This is a genomic window from Porphyrobacter sp. SLTP (assembly GCF_009905735.1).
GTDB lineage: Bacteria > Pseudomonadota > Alphaproteobacteria > Sphingomonadales > Sphingomonadaceae > Erythrobacter.
Genome location: NZ_JAAALE010000008.1, coordinates 45937 through 63859 on the forward strand (window position 1 = coordinate 45937; position 17923 = coordinate 63859).

The following is a 17923-nucleotide window of genomic DNA, read 5'->3' on the forward strand; positions in this document are numbered from 1 at the left end:
GAACCTGACCCATGCTTGCAAGCATTCTCACCATCACGCTCGTCATCGGCGGCACCGCGCTGTTGTCCTGGCCGCTCGGCACATACATGGCCGCGCTGTTTTCGGGCCGTTTCGCCCGCGCCGACCGGCTGTTCACCACCTTCACCGGCGGCGCAGGGGAGCAGGACTGGAAGTCCTATGCGCTCGCACTTGCCGCTTTCAATGTGGTGATGTTCGTCTTCGTCTTCGCGCTGCTGGCAACCCATCACCTGCTGCCGCTGAACCCAGACGGACAAGGCGCGACGAGTCTGCACCTGATCTTCAACACCGCCGCGTCTTTCGTCACCAACACCAATCTCCAGCACTATTCGGGCGAGAGCACCTTCAGCTACCTCGCGCAGCTCGGCGGGCTGATGTGGCTGCAATTCGTCTCGGCCGCGACCGGCATCGCCGCACTTGCTGCGGTGGCGCGGGGGATTGGCGGGCAGGCGAGTATGGGGAATTTCTTCCTCGACGTGCAGCGCGCGACTTTCCTGATTCTGCTGCCGCTGGCGATCATCGTTGCCGTATGGCTCACGCTGTCGGGCGTGCCGATGACGCTGGAAGGCGCGGCGACGGTCACGACCCTAGAGGGCGCGGCGCAGACCATCGCCCGCGGGCCGGTCGCGGCCTTTGTTGCGATCAAGCAGCTTGGCACCAATGGTGGCGGGTTCTTCGGCCCCAACTCCACCCACCCGCTCGAAAACCCGAGCTTCTGGGCGAACCTCATTGAACTGGCCGCGATCATCATCATCCCGATGGCCTGCGTGTGGATGTTCGGGAAGATGATCAACCGCCCCCGCCATGCGATGGTGCTGTTCGGCGTCATGGCTGCGTTGCTGGCGATCAAGCTGACCGCCGCCGTCACCTTCGAAAGCGCGCCGACGATGGCCTTTGCCGACCTTCCGGTGCAGCAGGATGTCGGCAATCTCGAAGGCAAGGAACTGCGTCTCGGCGCGATCACGGGGCCGCTATGGGCCGTGATCACCACCGCGACCAGCAACGGATCGGTCGGGGCGATGCACGACAGCCTCAATCCGCTCACCGGCCTCGTGCCGATGGCGGGGATGTGGCTGAACGAGACCTTCGGCGGGGTCGGCGTGGGCATGATCAACATGTTCCTCTACATCGCGCTCGCCGTGTTCGTGGCGGGGATGATGGTCGGCCGCACGCCCGAATATCTGGGGCACCGGATCGAAGGGCGCGAGATGCGCCTCGTCGTCCTCGCCCTCATCAGCCACCCGCTGCTGATCCTCGGCGGCACGGCGCTGTTCGCAGCAACCCCTTGGGGGCTCGACACCCTCAACAACACCGGCGCGCACGGTTTCTCGGAGATCCTCTACGAGTTCAGCTCGGCCGCCGCCAATAACGGCTCGGGCTTCGAGGGGCTGGGCGACAACACCCCGGCGTGGAACATCGCCACCGGCCTTGTCATGCTGATCGCGCGCTTCCTGCCCATCATCGTCCCGCTTGCCATCGTCGGCTCGCTGATGGCCAAGCGCCGCAGCGCCGAGAGCGCGGGCACGCTGAGCGTCGAGGGGCCGACATTCGGGGTGATGCTGTTCATCACCATCCTGATCTTCGGCGCGCTGACCTTCTTCCCTGCCGCCGCGCTTGGCCCGATTGCCGAGCATGTCACCCTGATGCGCTGAGGAGCACTGTCGCGATGCAATACATTCTTCCCTCGATCCGCCTGTGGCTGGTGACCTTCTTCGTCTGCGTGGTGCTCTACACCGCCTTGATCCTCGGTTTTGCGCAAGGGGTCACGCCCTACAGCGCCAACGGCTCGATTATCGCGGTCGAAGGCAAGGCGGTGGGCAGCGAGCTTGTCGCCCAGAAGTTCACCAGCCCCCGCTACTTCTGGCCGCGGCCATCCGCACCCGATTACAACGCGATGGGTGCGGCGGGCAGCAACAAGTCACCGACCAGCCCGGATCTCACCGCCCGCGCGCAGGATACGATCGCCGCCTATGGCGCGACGGCGGCCAACCCGATCCCGGGCGACCTTGTGGCGGCATCGGGCGGGGGGCTTGATCCCCACATCAGCCTTGCCGGGGCGCTGTATCAGGTGGACCGCGTCGCCGAAGCGCGCGGCCTGACCCCGGCAGCGATAAAGCAGCTCGTCGAGAGTCAGGCGACCAGCGTCGGCGGAACGCTCGCGCCAGAGCGGATCGTCAATGTGCTCGAACTCAATCTGGCGCTCGACCGGTTGGAGCAGTAGGCGAACGCAATGGACGATCCGCGCCCCACCACTGATGCCGAGCGCTTCCTGCGCCTCGCACAGCGCGAGGCGCGGGGGCGGCTGACGGTCTATCTCGGCGCGGCGCCCGGCGTCGGCAAGACCTACCGGATGCTGCAAGATGCGGCGCGGCGGCAAGGTGAGGGCGTGGATGTCGTCGTCGGCATCGCCGAAAGCCACGGCCGCAGCGAGACCGCAATATTGCTCGAACCCTTCGCGGTGTTGCCCCGCAAAACGGTCACCTACGAGGGCCACTCTCTCGACGAATTCGATATCGACGCCGCGCTGGAGCGCCGTCCCGGCCTGATCCTGGTCGACGAATTGGCCCACACCAACGCCCCCGGCAGCCGCCACCCCAAACGCTGGCAGGATGTGGCCGAACTGCTGGTGTCGGGGATCGACGTCGCCACCACGCTCAACATCCAGCACATCGAAAGCCTCAACGATATCGTCGCCGGCTTTACCCATGTCCGGGTGCGCGAAACGGTACCGGACAGCATCCTTGATTCCGCCGAGATCATCCTCGTCGACCTCCCGCCCGAAGCGCTGATCGAGCGGTTGCATGCGGGCAAGATCTACCTGCCCGAAACCGCCGGACAAGCGCTCGCCAACTTCTTCACCCCGGCCAAGCTCGCCGCATTGCGCGAATTGGCGCTGCGGTTTGCGGCGGGATCGGTCGACCGCCGCTTGCTCGACGATCTCGCTATCAGCCCGGCCGAGGGCGACTTTGCTGTGGGCGAACGCCTGCTCGTCGCGGTCAGTCCCGGCAAGGGCGGGGCGCGGGTGATCCGCCATGCCAAACGGCTGGCCGACCTTGCCCATGCGTCCTGGACCGCCGTCGTGGTCGAGAGCGGCGGCGCGCGCGGGGTTGCGGGCAGCCAGCGCGAACAGCTGGCCGAGAATCTCGCGCTGGCTTCGTCGCTGGGCGCAGGCTTGATGACGGTCGCCGCAACGGACGTGGCTCAGGCGCTGGTCGATCAGGCGCGGGAACTGCGCGCAAGCCAGATCGTGGTTGGCAAGAGCCGCCGCAGCCGCTGGTTCGAGTGGCGGCATGGCTCCATCGCGCAGGATGTGATCCGCAAGGCGCGCGGGATCGCGGTTCAGGTCGTCCCGCTGGACGAGGCGGACGAGAGGCCCGCGCCGGTGCGCGAGGCCAATCCCTACTCTGCCCCGGCGCTGGCGCTGATGCTGGTGATGGCGATGATGGTGCCGCTGTGGCTGGCGGAGACGTGGCTTCCTGCCAGCGCGATCGACATGCTGTTGCTGCTGCCAGTGATTGTCGCAGCCAGCATGATCGGCTTGCAAGCTGGGTTATGGGCGGCGGTGTTCGCGGCGCTGGCGTACAATTTCTTCTTCACCGCGCCGCGCTTCACGTTGTTCATCACCAGTGCTGGCGACATCCTTACCTTTGCCGCGCTGGCTTTGGTGGCGGGCGTGATCGGGGCGCTCGCAGGCAAGGTGCGGCGGCAGGCCGAGACCAGCGCCGGAGTGGCGCGCCTCAACGCCAGCCTCGCACGGTTTGCCGGGTTGCTTGGCGGCGTGTCCGACCGCGACGCAACCGCGCGCGTCGCCTGTCGCGAGATCGGCGCGCTGCTGGGCGTCCAGGCGATTATCGTCGCCGACGAAGCGGGTCACATGGTTGTGCGGGGAAACGACAGCTTCCCGCGGCTCGATCTGGTGGACGAAGCCGCGGCGCGCTGGACGCTGGAGCATGGGCAGGCGACCGGCCGCGATACCGGCACGCTCAACGCGTCCGACTGGCAGTTCCACCCGCTCCAGACGGCGCTCGGAATCATGGGCGCGCTGGGCGTGGCACGGCCCGAACAAGGCCGCGTGATCCGCGCGGACGATGCCACCCTGCTGGCCTCTCTGATCGATCAGACGGCGCTCGCCCATGAACGGCTGGTGCTGGAAGAAGATGCGCGGCAGGTTGACGGCTTGCGTGAACGTGACCGGCTGCGCGGCGCCTTGCTCGGCAGCATCGCCCATGATCTGCGCACCCCGCTGACGGCCGTGATCGCCGCTGCCGAGACGATTCCGGCCACCGGCGATTATGCCGAAGAAGTGCGGATCGCGCGGACCGAAGCGCGGCGGCTCGAACGGTTTCTGGGCGACCTGCTTGAAGCCTCGCGGATCGAACATGGCGCGATCGAGCCGCGGCTTGAAACGCTTGATCTGACCGACGTGGTCGCGGCGGTCCTGCGCGATCTCAGACAGGACCGCGATGGCGGCCGGGTCGACACGCGCATCGCACCGGAGTGCCCGCTGATCATGAGCGACCCGGTCTTGCTGCGTCATGTGCTGATCAACCTGATCGACAATGCGCTGAAGTTTGCGCCGGAGGACACCCGCGTCGAAGTTGCGGTCGACACAGCGCCCGATGGCGTCACTTGCGCCGTCCGGGATCGCGGCCCCGGCCTGCCACCCGATCACGCCAACCTGTTCGAACGCTTCGAACGCCTCGAAGGAAGCGACCGGGTCGGCGGGTCCGGCCTTGGCCTGTGGATCGCGCGCAATTTCACCGAGGCGCTCGGCGGACACATAGCCGCCAGCAATCGCGAAGGCGGCGGCGCGGCGTTTGTTGTGACCTTGCCGGTTGCGGCAAGCGGCAGCGAAGCGCTACGCCCCACTGATGATGCGTAAGGACGTTCTCATCATCGATGACGAGCCTTCAATCCGCAGGCTCCTGACCAGCGCGCTTGACCGGGCGGGGATCACCCATGCCGAAGCTGCCAATGCGGGCGAAGCGCTCCGATATGCCCAGGCGACCCCCGCACCCTTGGTGGCGCTGCTTGATCTCGGCCTCCCGGACCGCGACGGGCTGGAGATCGTGCCGCAACTGGCGGCGCTGGGTCTCTCGGTCATCATCCTGACCGCGCGTGACGCGACCCAGGAGAAGGTCGCCGCGCTCGACCTGGGCGCGGACGATTTTGTCACCAAGCCGTTCGACAGCGAGGAGTTGCTCGCCCGCATTCGCTCGGCGTTGAGGCGCAAGGCGGGGCCGCTCATCAATGTCCACCGGCGCGAGTTTGCGGGCGGCCATATCGACCGCGATACGCATGAGGTGATCGTCCGCGGCGAGCGGGCCGAACTGACCCCGCGCGAATTCAACCTGCTATGGGCGCTCGCCGACCGGCCCGGGCGCGTGGTCACGCATGAGAGCCTGCTCGAACAGGTGTGGGGCCCGGCGCACCGGCACGATCTCGACTATCTGCGGGTTGCGATCCGGTCCCTGCGGCGCAAGCTGGAAGTTGCACCGGCGACCCCTCGGCTGCTGATCAACGAGCCGGGTGTGGGTTACCGGGTGGCGGAGTCCTGACGCTCAACCACTACGCTAAAGTCGTTTAGGGTGCTCGATCCTGTTCACCGGTAATCCGTGGGTTTCCCCATTGACGTGAACCGGAGGAATTCCCCGATGCCCCGCAGCAAAGCCCCCGGTGAAACATCACCCGCAACGGATAACGCCCTACGCGAACACCAGCCGGGCAGCGGCTCGGCGGCCTTCGCGCCAAACGAAGGCAACGCCGGTGAACTGCATCAGGATATTCCGTCCGATGGCGATCACAGTGCAAGCCAGGCCCATCTGACCGACAACCACGGTCATCGCATCGCCGATAACCAGAACTCGCTGCGCGCAGGCGAGCGGGGGCCGACCCTGCTCGAAGACTTTGTGCTGCGCGAAAAGATCTTCCACTTCGATCACGAACGCATCCCCGAACGGATCGTCCATGCGCGTGGCTCGGGCGCCCACGGCACCTTCGAAGTGACCCGCGCGATCCCCGAATGGACCCGCGCCGGGCTGTTCCAGAAAAAGGGCAACACCTGCCCGGTGTTCGTGCGGTTCTCGACCGTTGCCGGGGGCGCGGGCAGCGTGGATACGCCGCGCGATGTGCGGGGCTTTGCGGTCAAGCTCTACACCGACGAAGGCAATTGGGATCTCGTCGGCAACAACATCCCGGTGTTCTTCATTCAGGACGCGATCAAGTTTCCCGATCTCGTCCACAGCGTGAAGATGGAGGCCGACCGCGGCTATCCGCAGGCCGCCAGTGCGCACGACACCTTCTGGGATTTTGTGAGCCTGATGCCTGAAAGCATGCACATGATCATGTGGGCGATGTCAGACCGCGCCATCCCGCGCTCGCTGCGGATGATCGAAGGATTCGGCGTCCACACCTTCCGCTTGATCAATGCGGCAGGCGAAGGCCGTTTCGTGAAGTTTCACTGGAAGCCGGTGCTCGGCCTGCAAAGCACCACCTGGGACGAGGCGGTCAAAATCGCTGGCGCCGACCCCGATTTCCATCGCCGCGACCTGTGGGAAGCGATCGATAACGGCGATTTCCCGCAGTGGGAGCTGGGCGTGCAGGTGTTCGACGAGGCATGGGCGGCCAAGCAACCCTATGACGTGCTCGACGCGACCAAGCTGATCCCGGAAGAGGAGATCCCGGTCGAGGTCATCGGGCGCATGACGCTCAACCGCAATGTCGACAATTTCTTTGCCGAGACCGAACAGGTCGCCTTCATGCCGACCAATATCCTGCCCGGCATGGATTTCTCGAACGATCCGCTGCTGCAGGGCCGGTTGTTCAGCTATCTCGACACGCAGAAGTCGCGGCTCGGCACCACCAATTTCCACCAGATCCCGATCAACGCGCCCAAGTGCCCGTTCCACAATATGCAGCGCGACGGGATGATGCAGACGCTCGTGCCCACCGGGCGCGCCAATTACGAGCCCAATTCGCTGGCCGAAGCGGGTGAAGATGGCGGTCCGCGCGCGTGCCCGGACACCGGGTTCACCTCGTTCCGGGAGAACGCAGAACGCAACGACCCCACCGAGAAACTGCGCGTACGGGCGGAAAGCTTTGCCGATCACTACAGCCAGGCGCAGATGTTCTATCGCTCGCAAACCGAGAACGAACAGGCGCACATCGCCTCGGCACTGGTGTTCGAGCTGTCGAAGGTGTTGATCCCGCACATCCCGCCGGCGGTGATTGCCCGGCTGCGCAATATTGACGAGGATCTCGCCCAGCGTGTGGCGGACGGCCTTGGGATTGATCTGCCCGAGAAAGCCCCTGCGGCGAAGAAGCCGGTTGATCTGGGAACCTCGGATGCCCTGTCGATCCAGAAGCGCGCCAAGCCGACGTTCAAGGGCCGCAAGATCGGCATCCTGTTCGACGAAGGCTCAAGCAAGGCCATGATCGACACACTGGTGGCCGACATCGTCAAGGAAGGCGGCACGGCGTTCCTCGTCGCACCGAAGATCGGGCCGCTGAAGGTCAAGGGCGGTACGCTCAAGGCTAACGGCCAGCTTGCTGGGTCGCCGTCCGTGCTGTTCGATGCGGTCGTGGCCATCCTCATGCCCGAACGTGCCGAGAAACTGGCAGGCGATGTCGGCGCGGTCGCATGGTTTGCGGACGCCTGGTACCACTGCAAGACCATCGGTGCCTGCGGCGGAACACGGCAGCACTTGCTGCCCAAGGCCAATATCGAGCCTGACGACGGGATCGTCGATCCCGAGGACTTCATGGGCGTCGGCCCCATCCGTCACTGGCACCGCGAACCCAAGGTACGCGATCTGGCGTAATCCCGAGCGCTACAGTCCGATAGCGAGGGGCTGGCCGTTGTACGTCAACGTCCGGCCCTCGCGCTGGTCGAACACCTCGCCCTGCGCTTCTCCCTCATGGAGAACCACAGTGATCGGGCGCGTCTCCAGCATGCCGGGGAAGCTCCCTTCGCGCGCGCCCAGCGTGAGCGTGCGCGCGGCGTCGTCCCACCTGATCGGGATGCGAACGAGTTCGCCGCGGGCGTAGCCCATGTCGGAACCCGCATCCTCGTAGAACGTGAAGCGACCATCGGCCCCGGCAAAGACGTGGAGCGTCAGCGGGCCTTGTGGGTTCTCACCGGACCATTGCACGTCCGGCCCGACGGGAATGATCGCACCCGCCCGGATGAAGAGCGGCATCCGCTCGCGCGGGGCGGCGGCGCTGACGGTTTGGCCGCCCGTGAGTGGCTTGCCGGTGAGCGCGTCGTACCAGTCGGACCCGTCCGGCAGATAGACCTGCCGCGATCGGGCTTCGAACGCGGTCACTGGCGCCGCCATGATCGAAGGGCCGAACAGATATTGGTCGTCGATCTCCAAAGCCTTCCGGTCGCTGGCGAAATCCATCACTAGGGGGCGCAGGATCGTCGCATCGTCAAAATGCGTCGCGGCGGCCAGCGTGTAGATATAGGGCAGCAGTCGGTAGCGCAGACGGTGATAGTGCGTGAGCCCGTCCAGCATCACCGGATCGCCTTCGCTGACGATGTAGGTCTCGCGGCTCGGGAACTCGCCATGGCTGCGGAACAGCGGCGAGAACGCGCCGAACTGGAACCAGCGCAAGTAAAGCTCGCGCCATTCGGGCAGGTGCGCGGGGTCCTGCTTGCTGAAGCGATCCTCGACCGCAAAGCCGCCGATATCGTGCGTCCAGTTGGGCACGCCCGCAAGGCTCAGGTTGAGGCCCGCGCTGATCTGGTCGCGCAGATCGTCCCACCGCGCGGCGACATCGCCCGACCACAGTGCGGAGGACGCGCGCTGAATCCCGCCAAAGCCGCTGCGCGTGAGAATGAAGGGGCGCGTGTCAGGCTGGGCCTGACGCAGCCCCTCGGCCACGCCCTCGGCATGCACCAGCGGGTAGGAATTGAAGATCGCCGCCCCCGGAACGCCGGTGATGGGCGAGGTCATCTGGTAGGCGCGCTCTGCGACCGAGAGATTCGAGTGCCAGTCGGGTTCGGTCGCATCCATCCACCACGCATCGAAGCCGAGCGGCAAGAGCGTGTCCTGCATCTGCTTCCAGTAAAGCGCGCGCGCCTCCGGGACATAGGGGTCATAGAAAGTGTTGGCATAGCCCTTCCCCACCCAGTCGCGCTGACCCGCGTCGAGCGGGCGTTCGTAGAGGAACCCGCGCTCACGCAGCGCCTTGCCGTGGGCGGTGTCGGGATAGAACTTGGGCCAGACCGAGATCATCACCCGGCCATTCAGCGCCTTGACTGCATCGACCATCGCGGCCGGATCAGGGAAGCGCGCGGGGTCGAAGCAGTGGCAGCCCCAGCTGTCTTCGGGCCAGTAGAACCAGTCCTGCACGATGGCATCGATGGGAATCTTGCGGTCGCGATAGGCTTGCATCACGCCGACCACTTCGGCTTGCGTGTTGTAACGCTGGCGTGATTGCCAGAAGCCATAGGCCCAGCGCGGCATCATCGGCGCCTTGCCGGTGAGGCGGCGGTATCCGGCGATGGCGTCGTCCATGCTTGGGGCGGGGACCACATAATAATCGATCGCCTTGCCCGCGTCGCTTGCGAAGCTGACCGAGTGACGGTCTTCGGGCGACAAGGGGTCTGCGTGTTCGAGCGCGATATAGCCCTGGTTCGGCTCCCACTCGATGCGCAGTTCCACGGGCTTTCCCGCCGCGAGGTCGAGCTGGAAGTTATGGTACCACGGGTTCCAGTTCTGCCGCCAGCGGGAGAGCACCTCCTTCCCGTCCGCGAACACCGAGACATAGGACGAGGAATAGAGCCGGAACTTGTGCATGCCCGCCTTGTCCGGGGAGAAGGTGCCGGTCCACACCACGCGCTGGGTCTCCACGGCATTGCCCTGCGTGTTCTGGCCGGTCGTCGCGGCCACCGTCGCCGCCTTCGCTTCGGCGGGCCAGCGGGACTGATCCTTGAGGTACTGATAGTCGACCGCGCTCTCGGCCCGCTCCAGCACCTTGCGGCTGCCGAGGAAGTATTCCGCCCGCCAGTCCAGCGCCAGCTTGGCATAGGGTACAGGATCGCCGACGCGTGTGATCGCGGCGTTGTCCCACAGGATGCCGTAGCCCTTGGTGGAGACGAGATAGGGAATGGCAATCGCCATGTTGTGCTGGGCGAGTTCCACATCCTCGCCATTGTAGTTCATCTGGCGGTTCTGATGTTGACCGAGGCCGTAAAGCCCCTCGTCCGTACCGCGGTTGAACTGGACGCGGGTGGCGAGCCATGGCTGGCCTTCGATGCTGACGGGGGCAAGGCGGCGCGCGGGGGCATATTCGTCCAGCAGTATCGCGCCGTGCGGGTCGCGGATCGCGATGTGGCCATCGGCAAGACGTACCGCTGCGGAGGCCTGAGGCATGACCAGCGTGGCCACTTCGCCCTCATGCCGAAACCCAGGCGTGCCGTCCGCATCGGCGATCACCATTGCGGTCGGGCGGCCATCGGGCAGGGTTTCGGCCACCGTGATGCGGAACGTGCCATCGGCATAGGCCAGCACGCGTACCTGCTCGCCCGCATCGGTGGTGACGATCATGCCATGCGTCACCTGCTGCACTTCGCCAGCCGAGGCTTGGGCCGCAAGCATACCTCCCAATGCCGCAAAACCTGCGAGCACCCTCCATGTTACCGCTACCAATTTTGATCCCTGCACAGGTCAGCCCCCGTCCTTTCACCGCAGCTTTTGCCGCGAACTCCCAGGATACAGGCTAGTGGTGGGGGCGCGGCGGTGCAACCCCGGCCTCAGCCGCTTAGCCGAGCGGCAGGCCCAGCGCTTCGGCCACGGCGGGAATGTGCAGCTTCCCGCCCGACACATTAAGTCCGGCCGCCAGATGCGGGTCAGCCGCCATCGCTGCGTCGGCGCCCATGTTCGCCAGCTTCAGCACGAAGGGCAGCGTCGCGTTGCCGAGCGCCATGGTCGAGGTGCGCGCCACCGCGCCGGGCATGTTGGCAACGCAGTAATGGATGACGCCGTCCACCACGAACACCGGGTCTTCGTGGGTCGTGGCATGGCTGGTTTCGAAACAGCCACCCTGATCGATCGCAATGTCGACCACCACTGTGCCGGGGCGCATGCTGGCGATCATCGCGCGCGTCACCAGCTTGGGCGCGGCGGCGCCCGGTACCAGCACCGCGCCGATCACCAGGTCAGCGCCCGCCACCGCGTCGGCAATCGCGGCGGAGGAGGCAAAGGCGGTGCGAATCTGGTTGCCGAACACCATGTCGAGTTCGGCGAGGCGGCGGTTGGAGATGTCCAAGATCGTCACGTCCGCACGCAGGCCGACCGCCATCTGCGCCGCGTTCACACCCGCAACCCCGCCGCCAAGGATCACGACCTTGCCCGGCTCCACGCCCGGAACGCCGCCGAGCAGCACGCCGCGGCCGCCTTGATGCTTCTCAAGGTAATGCGCGCCGCACTGCACCGACATCCGGCCTGCGACTTCGGACATCGGCTTCAGAAGCGGCAGGGTGCCGTCGGGCGCGGTCACAGTCTCGTAAGCAATGCACGTCGCTCCCGAGGCCATCAGGCCCTCCGTCTGCGGCTTGTCGGCGGCGAGGTGGAGGTAGGTGAACAGCACATGGCCGGGGCGCAGCATCGCGACTTCCACGGCCTGCGGTTCCTTGACCTTCACGATCATCTCGGCCGCTTCGAACACCGCTGCCGCATCAGGGAGGATCGCCGCGCCTGCCGCGACATAGGCGCTATCCGTGAAGTCCACCCCAAGACCCGCGCCGCTCTGCACCACGACCTCATGCCCTGCGCGGGTCAGTTCGGCGACCGCTGCCGGGGTCAGGCCGACGCGGTATTCGTTGTTCTTGATCTCGGTGGGAACGCCGACGCGCATGGTATCTCTCCTGCTGTATCTCTCTGCCGCGCCTTTAGCAGAAGGGCCATGCGCGTTCTTCGCAATGATCGGCATCGCGGGTCGGGTATGTGAGAAATTCTTGCACAAGCTTCCCGACTGGCGCAGAAATCTCGCGTATGGACGGCATCGACCGGAAAATTCTTGATCTGCTGGCGCAAGACTCGCGCCTGACTGGCGAGCAGCTGGGCGAGCGGGTTGGCCTCTCGCCCTCTGCCGCGCATCGGCGGGTCAAGGCGCTTGAGGAAGGCGGCGCGATCCTTGGCTACCGGGCGCGGCTGTCAGCGGCGGCGCGGGGGAACCCTTCGACCGTGTTCGTGCAGGTCACCCTCACCGATCAGCGGCAGGCGACGATGCTCGCCTTCGAGAGCGCCATGGCAAACACGCCGCAGATCGTCGAAGCCTATCTGATGAGCGGGCAATCCGACTATCTGATCAAGGTGCTGGTGCGCGAACAGGACAGTTATGAGCGGATCCACCGCGAGATTCTCTCCGCGCTACCGGGCGTGCAGCGGCTGGTAAGCCAGTTCACCATCCGTACATTGGAAGGCGGCGATTAGGCTGCGCTGCTCGGACGGCCCCGCCCTCCAGCGCAACCAGTGCCGTCGAGACACCCGTCGCAAATCACCTTGCTTCCGTCGCCCTGCCCCCTTGTTTTTCGGGGCAGATCGCCGATCTCGCAAGGCTGCTGTGACAGTTCCGGGTCAAGATTGCGGTAGAAAGTTAGTTTTCCGACAAGTATAGGACGCACATGGCGACGCCGATCTACGAATTTGCGCAAATCCCGCGGGTTGACCCTGCGGACAAACCGCGCGGCCGCGCGCGGCGGGTGCGTGACGTGGGTCAGGCGCCCACGGTCGGCGTGATCTACAATCCGCGCAGCCACCGCAATCTCGGCGCCGATTTCGACTGCGGCGTGTGTCCGCATGTCCACATCGCCCAGCCGCGTGAGCGGGGGCAGTTGCCGCTGGCGCTAGCGGAATTCGCCGCCAAGGGGATCGACCTGCTGGTCATCAACGGCGGCGATGGCACCGTGCGCGACGTGCTGACCTGCGGACAAACGATCTTTGGCGATGAATGGCCCGCGATTGCCGTGCTCCCCAAGGGCAAGACCAACGCGCTCACCGTCGATCTCGGCGTGCCGGACGATTGGACGCTGCAAGACGCAATTGACGCGCTGGATCACGGCACCCGTGTGTGGCGCCGCCCGATGGCCGTGTCGCGGATGGATGAGCCCGGTTCGCGCGTCGCGGGCTTCATCCTCGGCGCAGGAGCTTTCAGCAAGGCGACTCAGGCCGGGCAAAGCGCGCACAAGCTTGGCGCGTTTGACAGCATGGTCGTGGCGGTCACCGGTCTCTGGGCGCTGGCGCAATCGCTGTTTGCCGGGCGGAGCAATCCGTGGCGCAAGGGTGCGCGGATGCAGATCGGGCTCGGCGCCTCGGATGCACCGATGGAGCATAGCGGCCATGGCGATCCCGCAATGCGGCAATTGCTGTTCGCCTCGACGCTGGAACGTCTGCCCGCCGGGATCAAGCCCTTCGGCGCGCTCAAGAGCGGGCTGAAGCTCGTCGCGGTCGACCAGATTTCGCGCCGCACCACCGCGCTAGTGCCACTGGCATTGCTGGGCAAGCTGCGTGGCTCCCTGCGTGAGCGCGGCATTCACCAACTCGCCGCGACCCAGTTCAGCCTGTCGATTGACGATCAGTTCATCCTTGATGGCGAGGCGTTCCCGGCAGGCGATTACCTGATCGAGCAGGGGCCGGAGCTCGCCTTCATCGCGCCATGAGCGGTGCACAATGAGTGCGGGGCCCTCGGCGCTCGCCGAAAGGATCGCCGCGCGCCTTGCTGTCCCGATTGATCCTGCCGTGGCGGAATTCGCACGCGCGCTGGGCGATGCGGCGGGTGCACGAGCGGTGCTGTTCTACGGATCGAACCTGCGCACCGGATCGCTTGAGGGCGTGCTCGATTTCTACATCCTGCTGCCGGGCACCAAGGAAAGCGCGATCTGGCCGACAGTCTCTTACCATGAGCGCGACCATCACGGCGTGACTCTGCGCGCCAAGGTGGCGACCATGCGGCTGGCGACCTTCGCCCGCGCTACGAGCGGTGATCTGACCGACACCACAATCTGGGCGCGGTTCGTCCAGCCGAGCGCGCTGATCTGGGCGGTGGATGATACAGCGCGCAGCGAAGTGATCGCCGCCATCGCCTCGGCCGCCAAGACCGCCGCGCGGCTGGCGGCGGCGCTTGGCCCCACCAGCGGCACAGCGGAGGATTACTGGCGCGCGCTGTTCCGCGCCACGTACAGCGCGGAATTCCGGGTCGAGAAATCAGGCCGCGAGAATGACATCCTCAGCGTCAATGCCGAGCATTTCGCCGGATTGCTGCCGCTGGCGCTGGAGGCAGGCGGCATCCCGCCCGGCCAGGATGGCACCGTCCTCACGCCGCAACTGCCCCCTGCCGAGCGCGCGCGCATCCTGAGCTGGTGGAAGCGCCGCCGCCGCATGGGCAAGCCGCTCAATCTGCTGCGGCTGGTCAAGGCCAGCACCACCTTCGAAGGCGCGGCGCGCTATGCGGCGTGGAAGATCGAGCGGCACACGGGGATGCCGGTCGCCATTACGCCATTCCGCGAACGCTTCCCGCTGCTCGCCGCGCCGCAAGTGCTGCTCGACCTGCGCCGCCACCGTCGCCGGCAGCGGACGGGATAACCAGCCTCACATATACTGCATGGAAATCGCCATCCGGGTGACACCCGAACCGGCGTTGAAGCGCACCTTGTCGACCGAAGGCGGACGCGGGACAAGGCCGAGGATCTTCTTGATCCCGGGATTGTTCGACATCCCCGCCCCATCGGACAGATCGGACTTGCGGTTGCCGTTCACGTCATGGTGGACGGCGATCGCAAAGTCACCCGCCGCCGGCAACGGCACGCACACGGTCACACTGCCCGCCTGCGGCTTGACGTCGACCCGCATGATATAGCGCTTGCTCTCCAGCCAGTCGCGGCTGTTGGCGGGATAGGCGCGCACGAAGAGGTTGCCCGCGGACGATTTCAGCCCGCTCACCACGACGCGCACCGCCGGACCCTTGCCCGGCGCACATTGGCTCATGTCGTTCGGAGCGGTGCGGGCATAGGCAAAGGGCTGCGCGGCCAGCGGCGCAGCGACCAGTCCGGCGAGCGCCAGACCCGTCACCACCACCGGCAACAGCGCAGGCGACGTGCGATCCGGCAAGCGGGAAGAGGGCATAAAACCGGTCATGGACATCTCATCGGTAAGGGGAGAGGGGCGGGCGCGCAAGCAGTGCCGCATCGTCAAAGCCATCGTGGCATGAAAGCCTTATGACGAGCCGTGCCTGAATTACGGCTTAATTGACACAAACAGGGATGTTGGCGGTGGAAAAGGTCCGTTCCGCGCCTTGTGGCGCGATTCGCGGCACTCCTATGACTGGTCCAGCGTCCCAGAAAGGCCCAAAGCCCGCGCCATGCCATCACCTTTGATTTCTCCCTCGATCCTGTCTGCCGATTTCGCTCGGCTGGGCGAGGAAGTGCGCGCCATCGATGCGGCGGGAGCGGACTGGATTCACATCGATGTGATGGACGGACATTTCGTGCCCAATATCACCATCGGCCCGGATGTGGTGAAGGCGCTGCGACCGCACACCAAGAAGCCGTTCGACGTGCATCTGATGATCGCTCCGGTCGATCCCTACCTTCAGGCCTTTGCCGAGGCAGGTGCCGATATCATCACCGTCCATCCCGAAGCAGGGCCGCACATCCACCGCACGCTGCAAGCAATCAAGGCGCTCGGCAAGAAGGCGGGCGTGGTGATCAATCCGGGCACGCCGGTCGAAGTGCTCGACAATCTGATGGACCTCGCCGACCTGATCCTGGTGATGAGCGTCAACCCCGGCTTCGGCGGGCAGAGCTTCATCGCCTCGCAGCTGGGCAAGATCGCTCGCATCCGTTCGATGATCACGCGCTCGGGCCGGGCGATCCACCTTGAGGTCGATGGGGGGGTCAACGCGGAAACTGCCCGGATGTGCGTTGAGGCCGGGGCCGATGTGCTGGTGGCGGGCTCGGCGACGTTCAAAGGCGGACCGGATGCCTATGCTGCCAATATTGCAGGCCTGAAAGGCGCGCGCTGATGGCGACGCTGCTGCGCACCTCGGCCGCCATCCGTGCCGATGCGCTGGTGGAGCGGGTTGCCGATAATCCGGTGCTGGCGCTGGCCACCGGGGCCGAACCGAGCGCAACGCCTTCGTCCGAACAGCCGCAACTGGCCGAACCTTCGCGCGCGCTGGCGCTGTCCGATGTGATTGCGGTCAAGGCCGGGCCGGGTGAGGCGCTGATGCGGCTGGCCTATCGCTTGGGCGTTCCGGGCCATGCGCTCGCCGCCCCGTTCCGCCGACCGCAGCCGCTGCGGGTGGTGGCGACGGTCGAGAGCCCCAATCGCGGGGATCGGGCCGCCGGCACCGCGCTGCGCGCCGGACACTTCCTGATCCACGGCGCGCGCCTGCCGATCGCGAGCTTCGATTTCTCCGCCGCCGCGCGCCATGCGCCGGGGGTGGAGCGGGTGCTGCATTCTTTCAGCTGGCTCGCCGATCTCGCCGCCAGTGCCGCGCGGGCCGATGGCGCCGCCGTGGCGGAACGGATCGCGACGCAATGGCTTCATGCGCACCGCGAAGTGGGCAAGGGTCCGGCGTGGGAGACCGAGCACGCCGGTCTCAGGCTGGTGGCATGGCTGGTTCATGCTCCGCTGATGCTCGGCGGGCAGGACAAGCAGCTGAAGTCGCGCCTGCTTGCCGCCATTGCAGAAACGGCAGGCTGGCTCGACAAGCGCGCGCCGCGGGAAGACGCAGGGTTCGGGCAGGTCGCGGCATGGGCGGGTGTGGTGGCGGCCGGCCTGCTGCTCCCCCACGGCAAGCCGCGCCGGTTGTTCGGCGAAGCGGGCCTGGTCAAAGCGCTGGGCGACATGGTGGGCGAGGATGGCGGCTTGCTGTCGCGCTGTCCCGCCGCGCAATTGGATGCGATCCGCCTGCTGACCGATCTCATCGCCTGTTACGAAGCCGTCGACGTCACCCCGCCCGCCGCACTCAAGGTGATGCGCGAATTGCTGGTGCCGCCCTTGCTGGCGCTGCGCCATGGCGACGGGATGCTTGGCAGCTGGCAGGGACAGGGAGCGATCTCCGCGGACCGGATCAACGCCGTGATCGAAGCCAGCGGCGTGCGCACCCGGCCGCTGTCGGTGGTGCAGGGCTGGGGCTATCAGCGGGCCAAGGCGGGCGAGACCCTGCTGCAATTCGACACCGCCCCGCCGCCCCGCGCCAAGCACGCGCGCACGGGCTGTGCATCGACCCTGGCGTTCGAATTGTCCGACGGGCCGCAGCGGGTCATCGTCAATTGCGGGGGCGCAGCGCTCGCGGGCGGACAGGTTCCCGCGCGCATCGGACAAGGCCTGCGGGCCACTGCCGCGTTCTCGACGCTGGTGCTCGATAACGCCAATTCCACCGCGGTGCTGCTCAATGGCCAGCTCGGCAAGGGGGTCGAGACGGTCAATTTCGATCGCCGCACGGTGCCGTCACGCGGCCGCGAGGCGACCCGGATTGATGCTGCCCATGATGGTTACGCCAGCCGCTTCGGCCTCACCCACCAGCGCATCCTGACGCTGTCGGGCGATGGCACCGAATTGGCGGGTGAAGACCTCCTGATCCCGACCTCCAAGAACGGCAAGCGCGGCAAGATCGCCTTTGCGCTGCGCTTCCATCTCGGGCGCGGGGTCGAGGTGCAGCTTTCGGGCGACAAGCGCGGCGCGAGTCTGCTGCTGCCCGATGGTCGGCTCTGGCAATTCCGGCTCGGCGGCGATAGGGCGGGCGCCGACGCAATCACTCTCACTGCCGAGGATAGCCTGTGGGTCGACGGTGACGGCCGGCCCCATGCCACCGAGCAGCTGGTGATCGAAGGACTGGCATTGCGCAGCGGGGGGCACTTCTCCTGGCTGTTGAGGAAAACAGGGTAGATTTCCAC

At 66.1% G+C, this 17923-nt stretch carries 13 protein-coding genes; 10 read left to right on the forward strand and 3 right to left on the reverse strand.

The annotated features are described in order from the left end of the window. Nucleotides 1-11 precede the first annotated feature (11 nt). The 5 genes from kdpA to GVM20_RS08540 all read left to right on the forward strand — a co-directional run bounded on the left by kdpA (nucleotide 12) and on the right by GVM20_RS08540 (nucleotide 7838). A complete protein-coding gene (kdpA, locus tag GVM20_RS08520; protein ID WP_199799520.1) occupies nucleotides 12-1670 on the forward strand; it encodes a potassium-transporting ATPase subunit KdpA in 1659 nt (552 codons plus the stop codon). Between the two features lie 14 nt (nucleotides 1671-1684). Beyond that, nucleotides 1685-2239, forward strand: coding sequence for a potassium-transporting ATPase subunit KdpC (kdpC, locus tag GVM20_RS08525; protein WP_166546782.1), 555 nt, complete (start codon nucleotides 1685-1687; stop codon nucleotides 2237-2239). A 9-nt stretch (nucleotides 2240-2248) separates the two neighbouring features. Then, nucleotides 2249-4900, forward strand: coding sequence for an ATP-binding protein (locus tag GVM20_RS08530; protein ID WP_166546783.1), 2652 nt, complete (start codon nucleotides 2249-2251; stop codon nucleotides 4898-4900). Further along, entirely contained in the window at nucleotides 4893-5576 is a 684-nt protein-coding gene (locus tag GVM20_RS08535; RefSeq protein WP_166546894.1) for a response regulator transcription factor, read from the forward strand. The genes GVM20_RS08530 and GVM20_RS08535 overlap by 8 nt, the downstream gene beginning before the upstream one ends. Nucleotides 5577-5672: 96 nt before the next feature. Next, on the forward strand, nucleotides 5673-7838 hold the full coding sequence (locus GVM20_RS08540; protein WP_166546784.1) for a catalase: 2166 nt from the start codon (nucleotides 5673-5675) through the stop codon (nucleotides 7836-7838). Nucleotides 7839-7847: 9 nt separating this feature from the next. Here the strand turns inward: GVM20_RS08540 and GVM20_RS08545 are convergent, their stop codons facing one another. Both GVM20_RS08545 and ald read right to left on the reverse strand, forming a co-directional pair. Next, nucleotides 7848-10622, reverse strand: coding sequence for a TIM-barrel domain-containing protein (locus GVM20_RS08545; RefSeq protein ID WP_166546785.1), 2775 nt, complete (start codon nucleotides 10620-10622; stop codon nucleotides 7848-7850). Between the two features lie 163 nt (nucleotides 10623-10785). Continuing rightward, entirely contained in the window at nucleotides 10786-11880 is a 1095-nt protein-coding gene (gene ald / locus GVM20_RS08550; protein WP_166546786.1) for an alanine dehydrogenase, read from the reverse strand. Between the two features lie 137 nt (nucleotides 11881-12017). On the opposite strand from ald, the gene GVM20_RS08555 reads away from it, so the two are divergent. The 3 genes from GVM20_RS08555 to GVM20_RS08565 all read left to right on the forward strand — a co-directional run bounded on the left by GVM20_RS08555 (nucleotide 12018) and on the right by GVM20_RS08565 (nucleotide 14606). Next, nucleotides 12018-12458, forward strand: coding sequence for an Lrp/AsnC family transcriptional regulator (locus GVM20_RS08555; RefSeq protein WP_166546787.1), 441 nt, complete (start codon nucleotides 12018-12020; stop codon nucleotides 12456-12458). A gap of 191 nt (nucleotides 12459-12649) precedes the next feature. Further along, nucleotides 12650-13684: a diacylglycerol/lipid kinase family protein gene (locus tag GVM20_RS08560; protein ID WP_166546788.1), complete on the forward strand. Its 1035-nt coding sequence runs from the start codon at nucleotides 12650-12652 to the stop codon at nucleotides 13682-13684. A 10-nt stretch (nucleotides 13685-13694) separates the two neighbouring features. Continuing rightward, nucleotides 13695-14606: a hypothetical protein gene (locus GVM20_RS08565; protein WP_166546789.1), complete on the forward strand. Its 912-nt coding sequence runs from the start codon at nucleotides 13695-13697 to the stop codon at nucleotides 14604-14606. Nucleotides 14607-14612: 6 nt separating this feature from the next. Here the strand turns inward: GVM20_RS08565 and GVM20_RS08570 are convergent, their stop codons facing one another. Next, nucleotides 14613-15158: a DUF2141 domain-containing protein gene (locus GVM20_RS08570; RefSeq protein ID WP_234031923.1), complete on the reverse strand. Its 546-nt coding sequence runs from the start codon at nucleotides 15156-15158 to the stop codon at nucleotides 14613-14615. Between the two features lie 223 nt (nucleotides 15159-15381). Between GVM20_RS08570 and rpe the strand changes: the two genes are divergently transcribed. Both rpe and GVM20_RS08580 read left to right on the forward strand, forming a co-directional pair. Next, complete coding sequence (gene rpe / locus GVM20_RS08575; protein ID WP_166546790.1) at nucleotides 15382-16044, forward strand: ribulose-phosphate 3-epimerase; 663 nt, start codon at nucleotides 15382-15384, stop codon at nucleotides 16042-16044. After that, entirely contained in the window at nucleotides 16044-17915 is a 1872-nt protein-coding gene (locus GVM20_RS08580; RefSeq protein ID WP_166546791.1) for a heparinase II/III family protein, read from the forward strand. The genes rpe and GVM20_RS08580 overlap by 1 nt, the downstream gene beginning before the upstream one ends. The last annotated feature ends 8 nt before the right edge of the window (nucleotides 17916-17923 follow it).

What these genes read in the sequence shown, in the direction of transcription:
- kdpA (WP_199799520.1), top strand. Translation starts at nt 12, where the DNA reads ATGCTTGCAAGCATTCTCACCATCACGCTCGTCATCGGCGGCACCGCG.
- kdpC (WP_166546782.1), top strand. Translation starts at nt 1,685, where the DNA reads ATGCAATACATTCTTCCCTCGATCCGCCTGTGGCTGGTGACCTTCTTC.
- GVM20_RS08530 (WP_166546783.1), top strand. Translation starts at nt 2,249, where the DNA reads ATGGACGATCCGCGCCCCACCACTGATGCCGAGCGCTTCCTGCGCCTC.
- GVM20_RS08535 (WP_166546894.1), top strand. Translation starts at nt 4,893, where the DNA reads ATGCGTAAGGACGTTCTCATCATCGATGACGAGCCTTCAATCCGCAGG.
- GVM20_RS08540 (WP_166546784.1), top strand. Translation starts at nt 5,673, where the DNA reads ATGCCCCGCAGCAAAGCCCCCGGTGAAACATCACCCGCAACGGATAAC.
- GVM20_RS08545 (WP_166546785.1), bottom strand. Translation starts at nt 10,622, where the DNA reads ATGCTTGCGGCCCAAGCCTCGGCTGGCGAAGTGCAGCAGGTGACGCAT.
- ald (WP_166546786.1), bottom strand. Translation starts at nt 11,880, where the DNA reads ATGCGCGTCGGCGTTCCCACCGAGATCAAGAACAACGAATACCGCGTC.
- GVM20_RS08555 (WP_166546787.1), top strand. Translation starts at nt 12,018, where the DNA reads ATGGACGGCATCGACCGGAAAATTCTTGATCTGCTGGCGCAAGACTCG.
- GVM20_RS08560 (WP_166546788.1), top strand. Translation starts at nt 12,650, where the DNA reads ATGGCGACGCCGATCTACGAATTTGCGCAAATCCCGCGGGTTGACCCT.
- GVM20_RS08565 (WP_166546789.1), top strand. Translation starts at nt 13,695, where the DNA reads ATGAGTGCGGGGCCCTCGGCGCTCGCCGAAAGGATCGCCGCGCGCCTT.
- GVM20_RS08570 (WP_234031923.1), bottom strand. Translation starts at nt 15,158, where the DNA reads ATGACCGGTTTTATGCCCTCTTCCCGCTTGCCGGATCGCACGTCGCCT.
- rpe (WP_166546790.1), top strand. Translation starts at nt 15,382, where the DNA reads ATGCCATCACCTTTGATTTCTCCCTCGATCCTGTCTGCCGATTTCGCT.
- GVM20_RS08580 (WP_166546791.1), top strand. Translation starts at nt 16,044, where the DNA reads ATGGCGACGCTGCTGCGCACCTCGGCCGCCATCCGTGCCGATGCGCTG.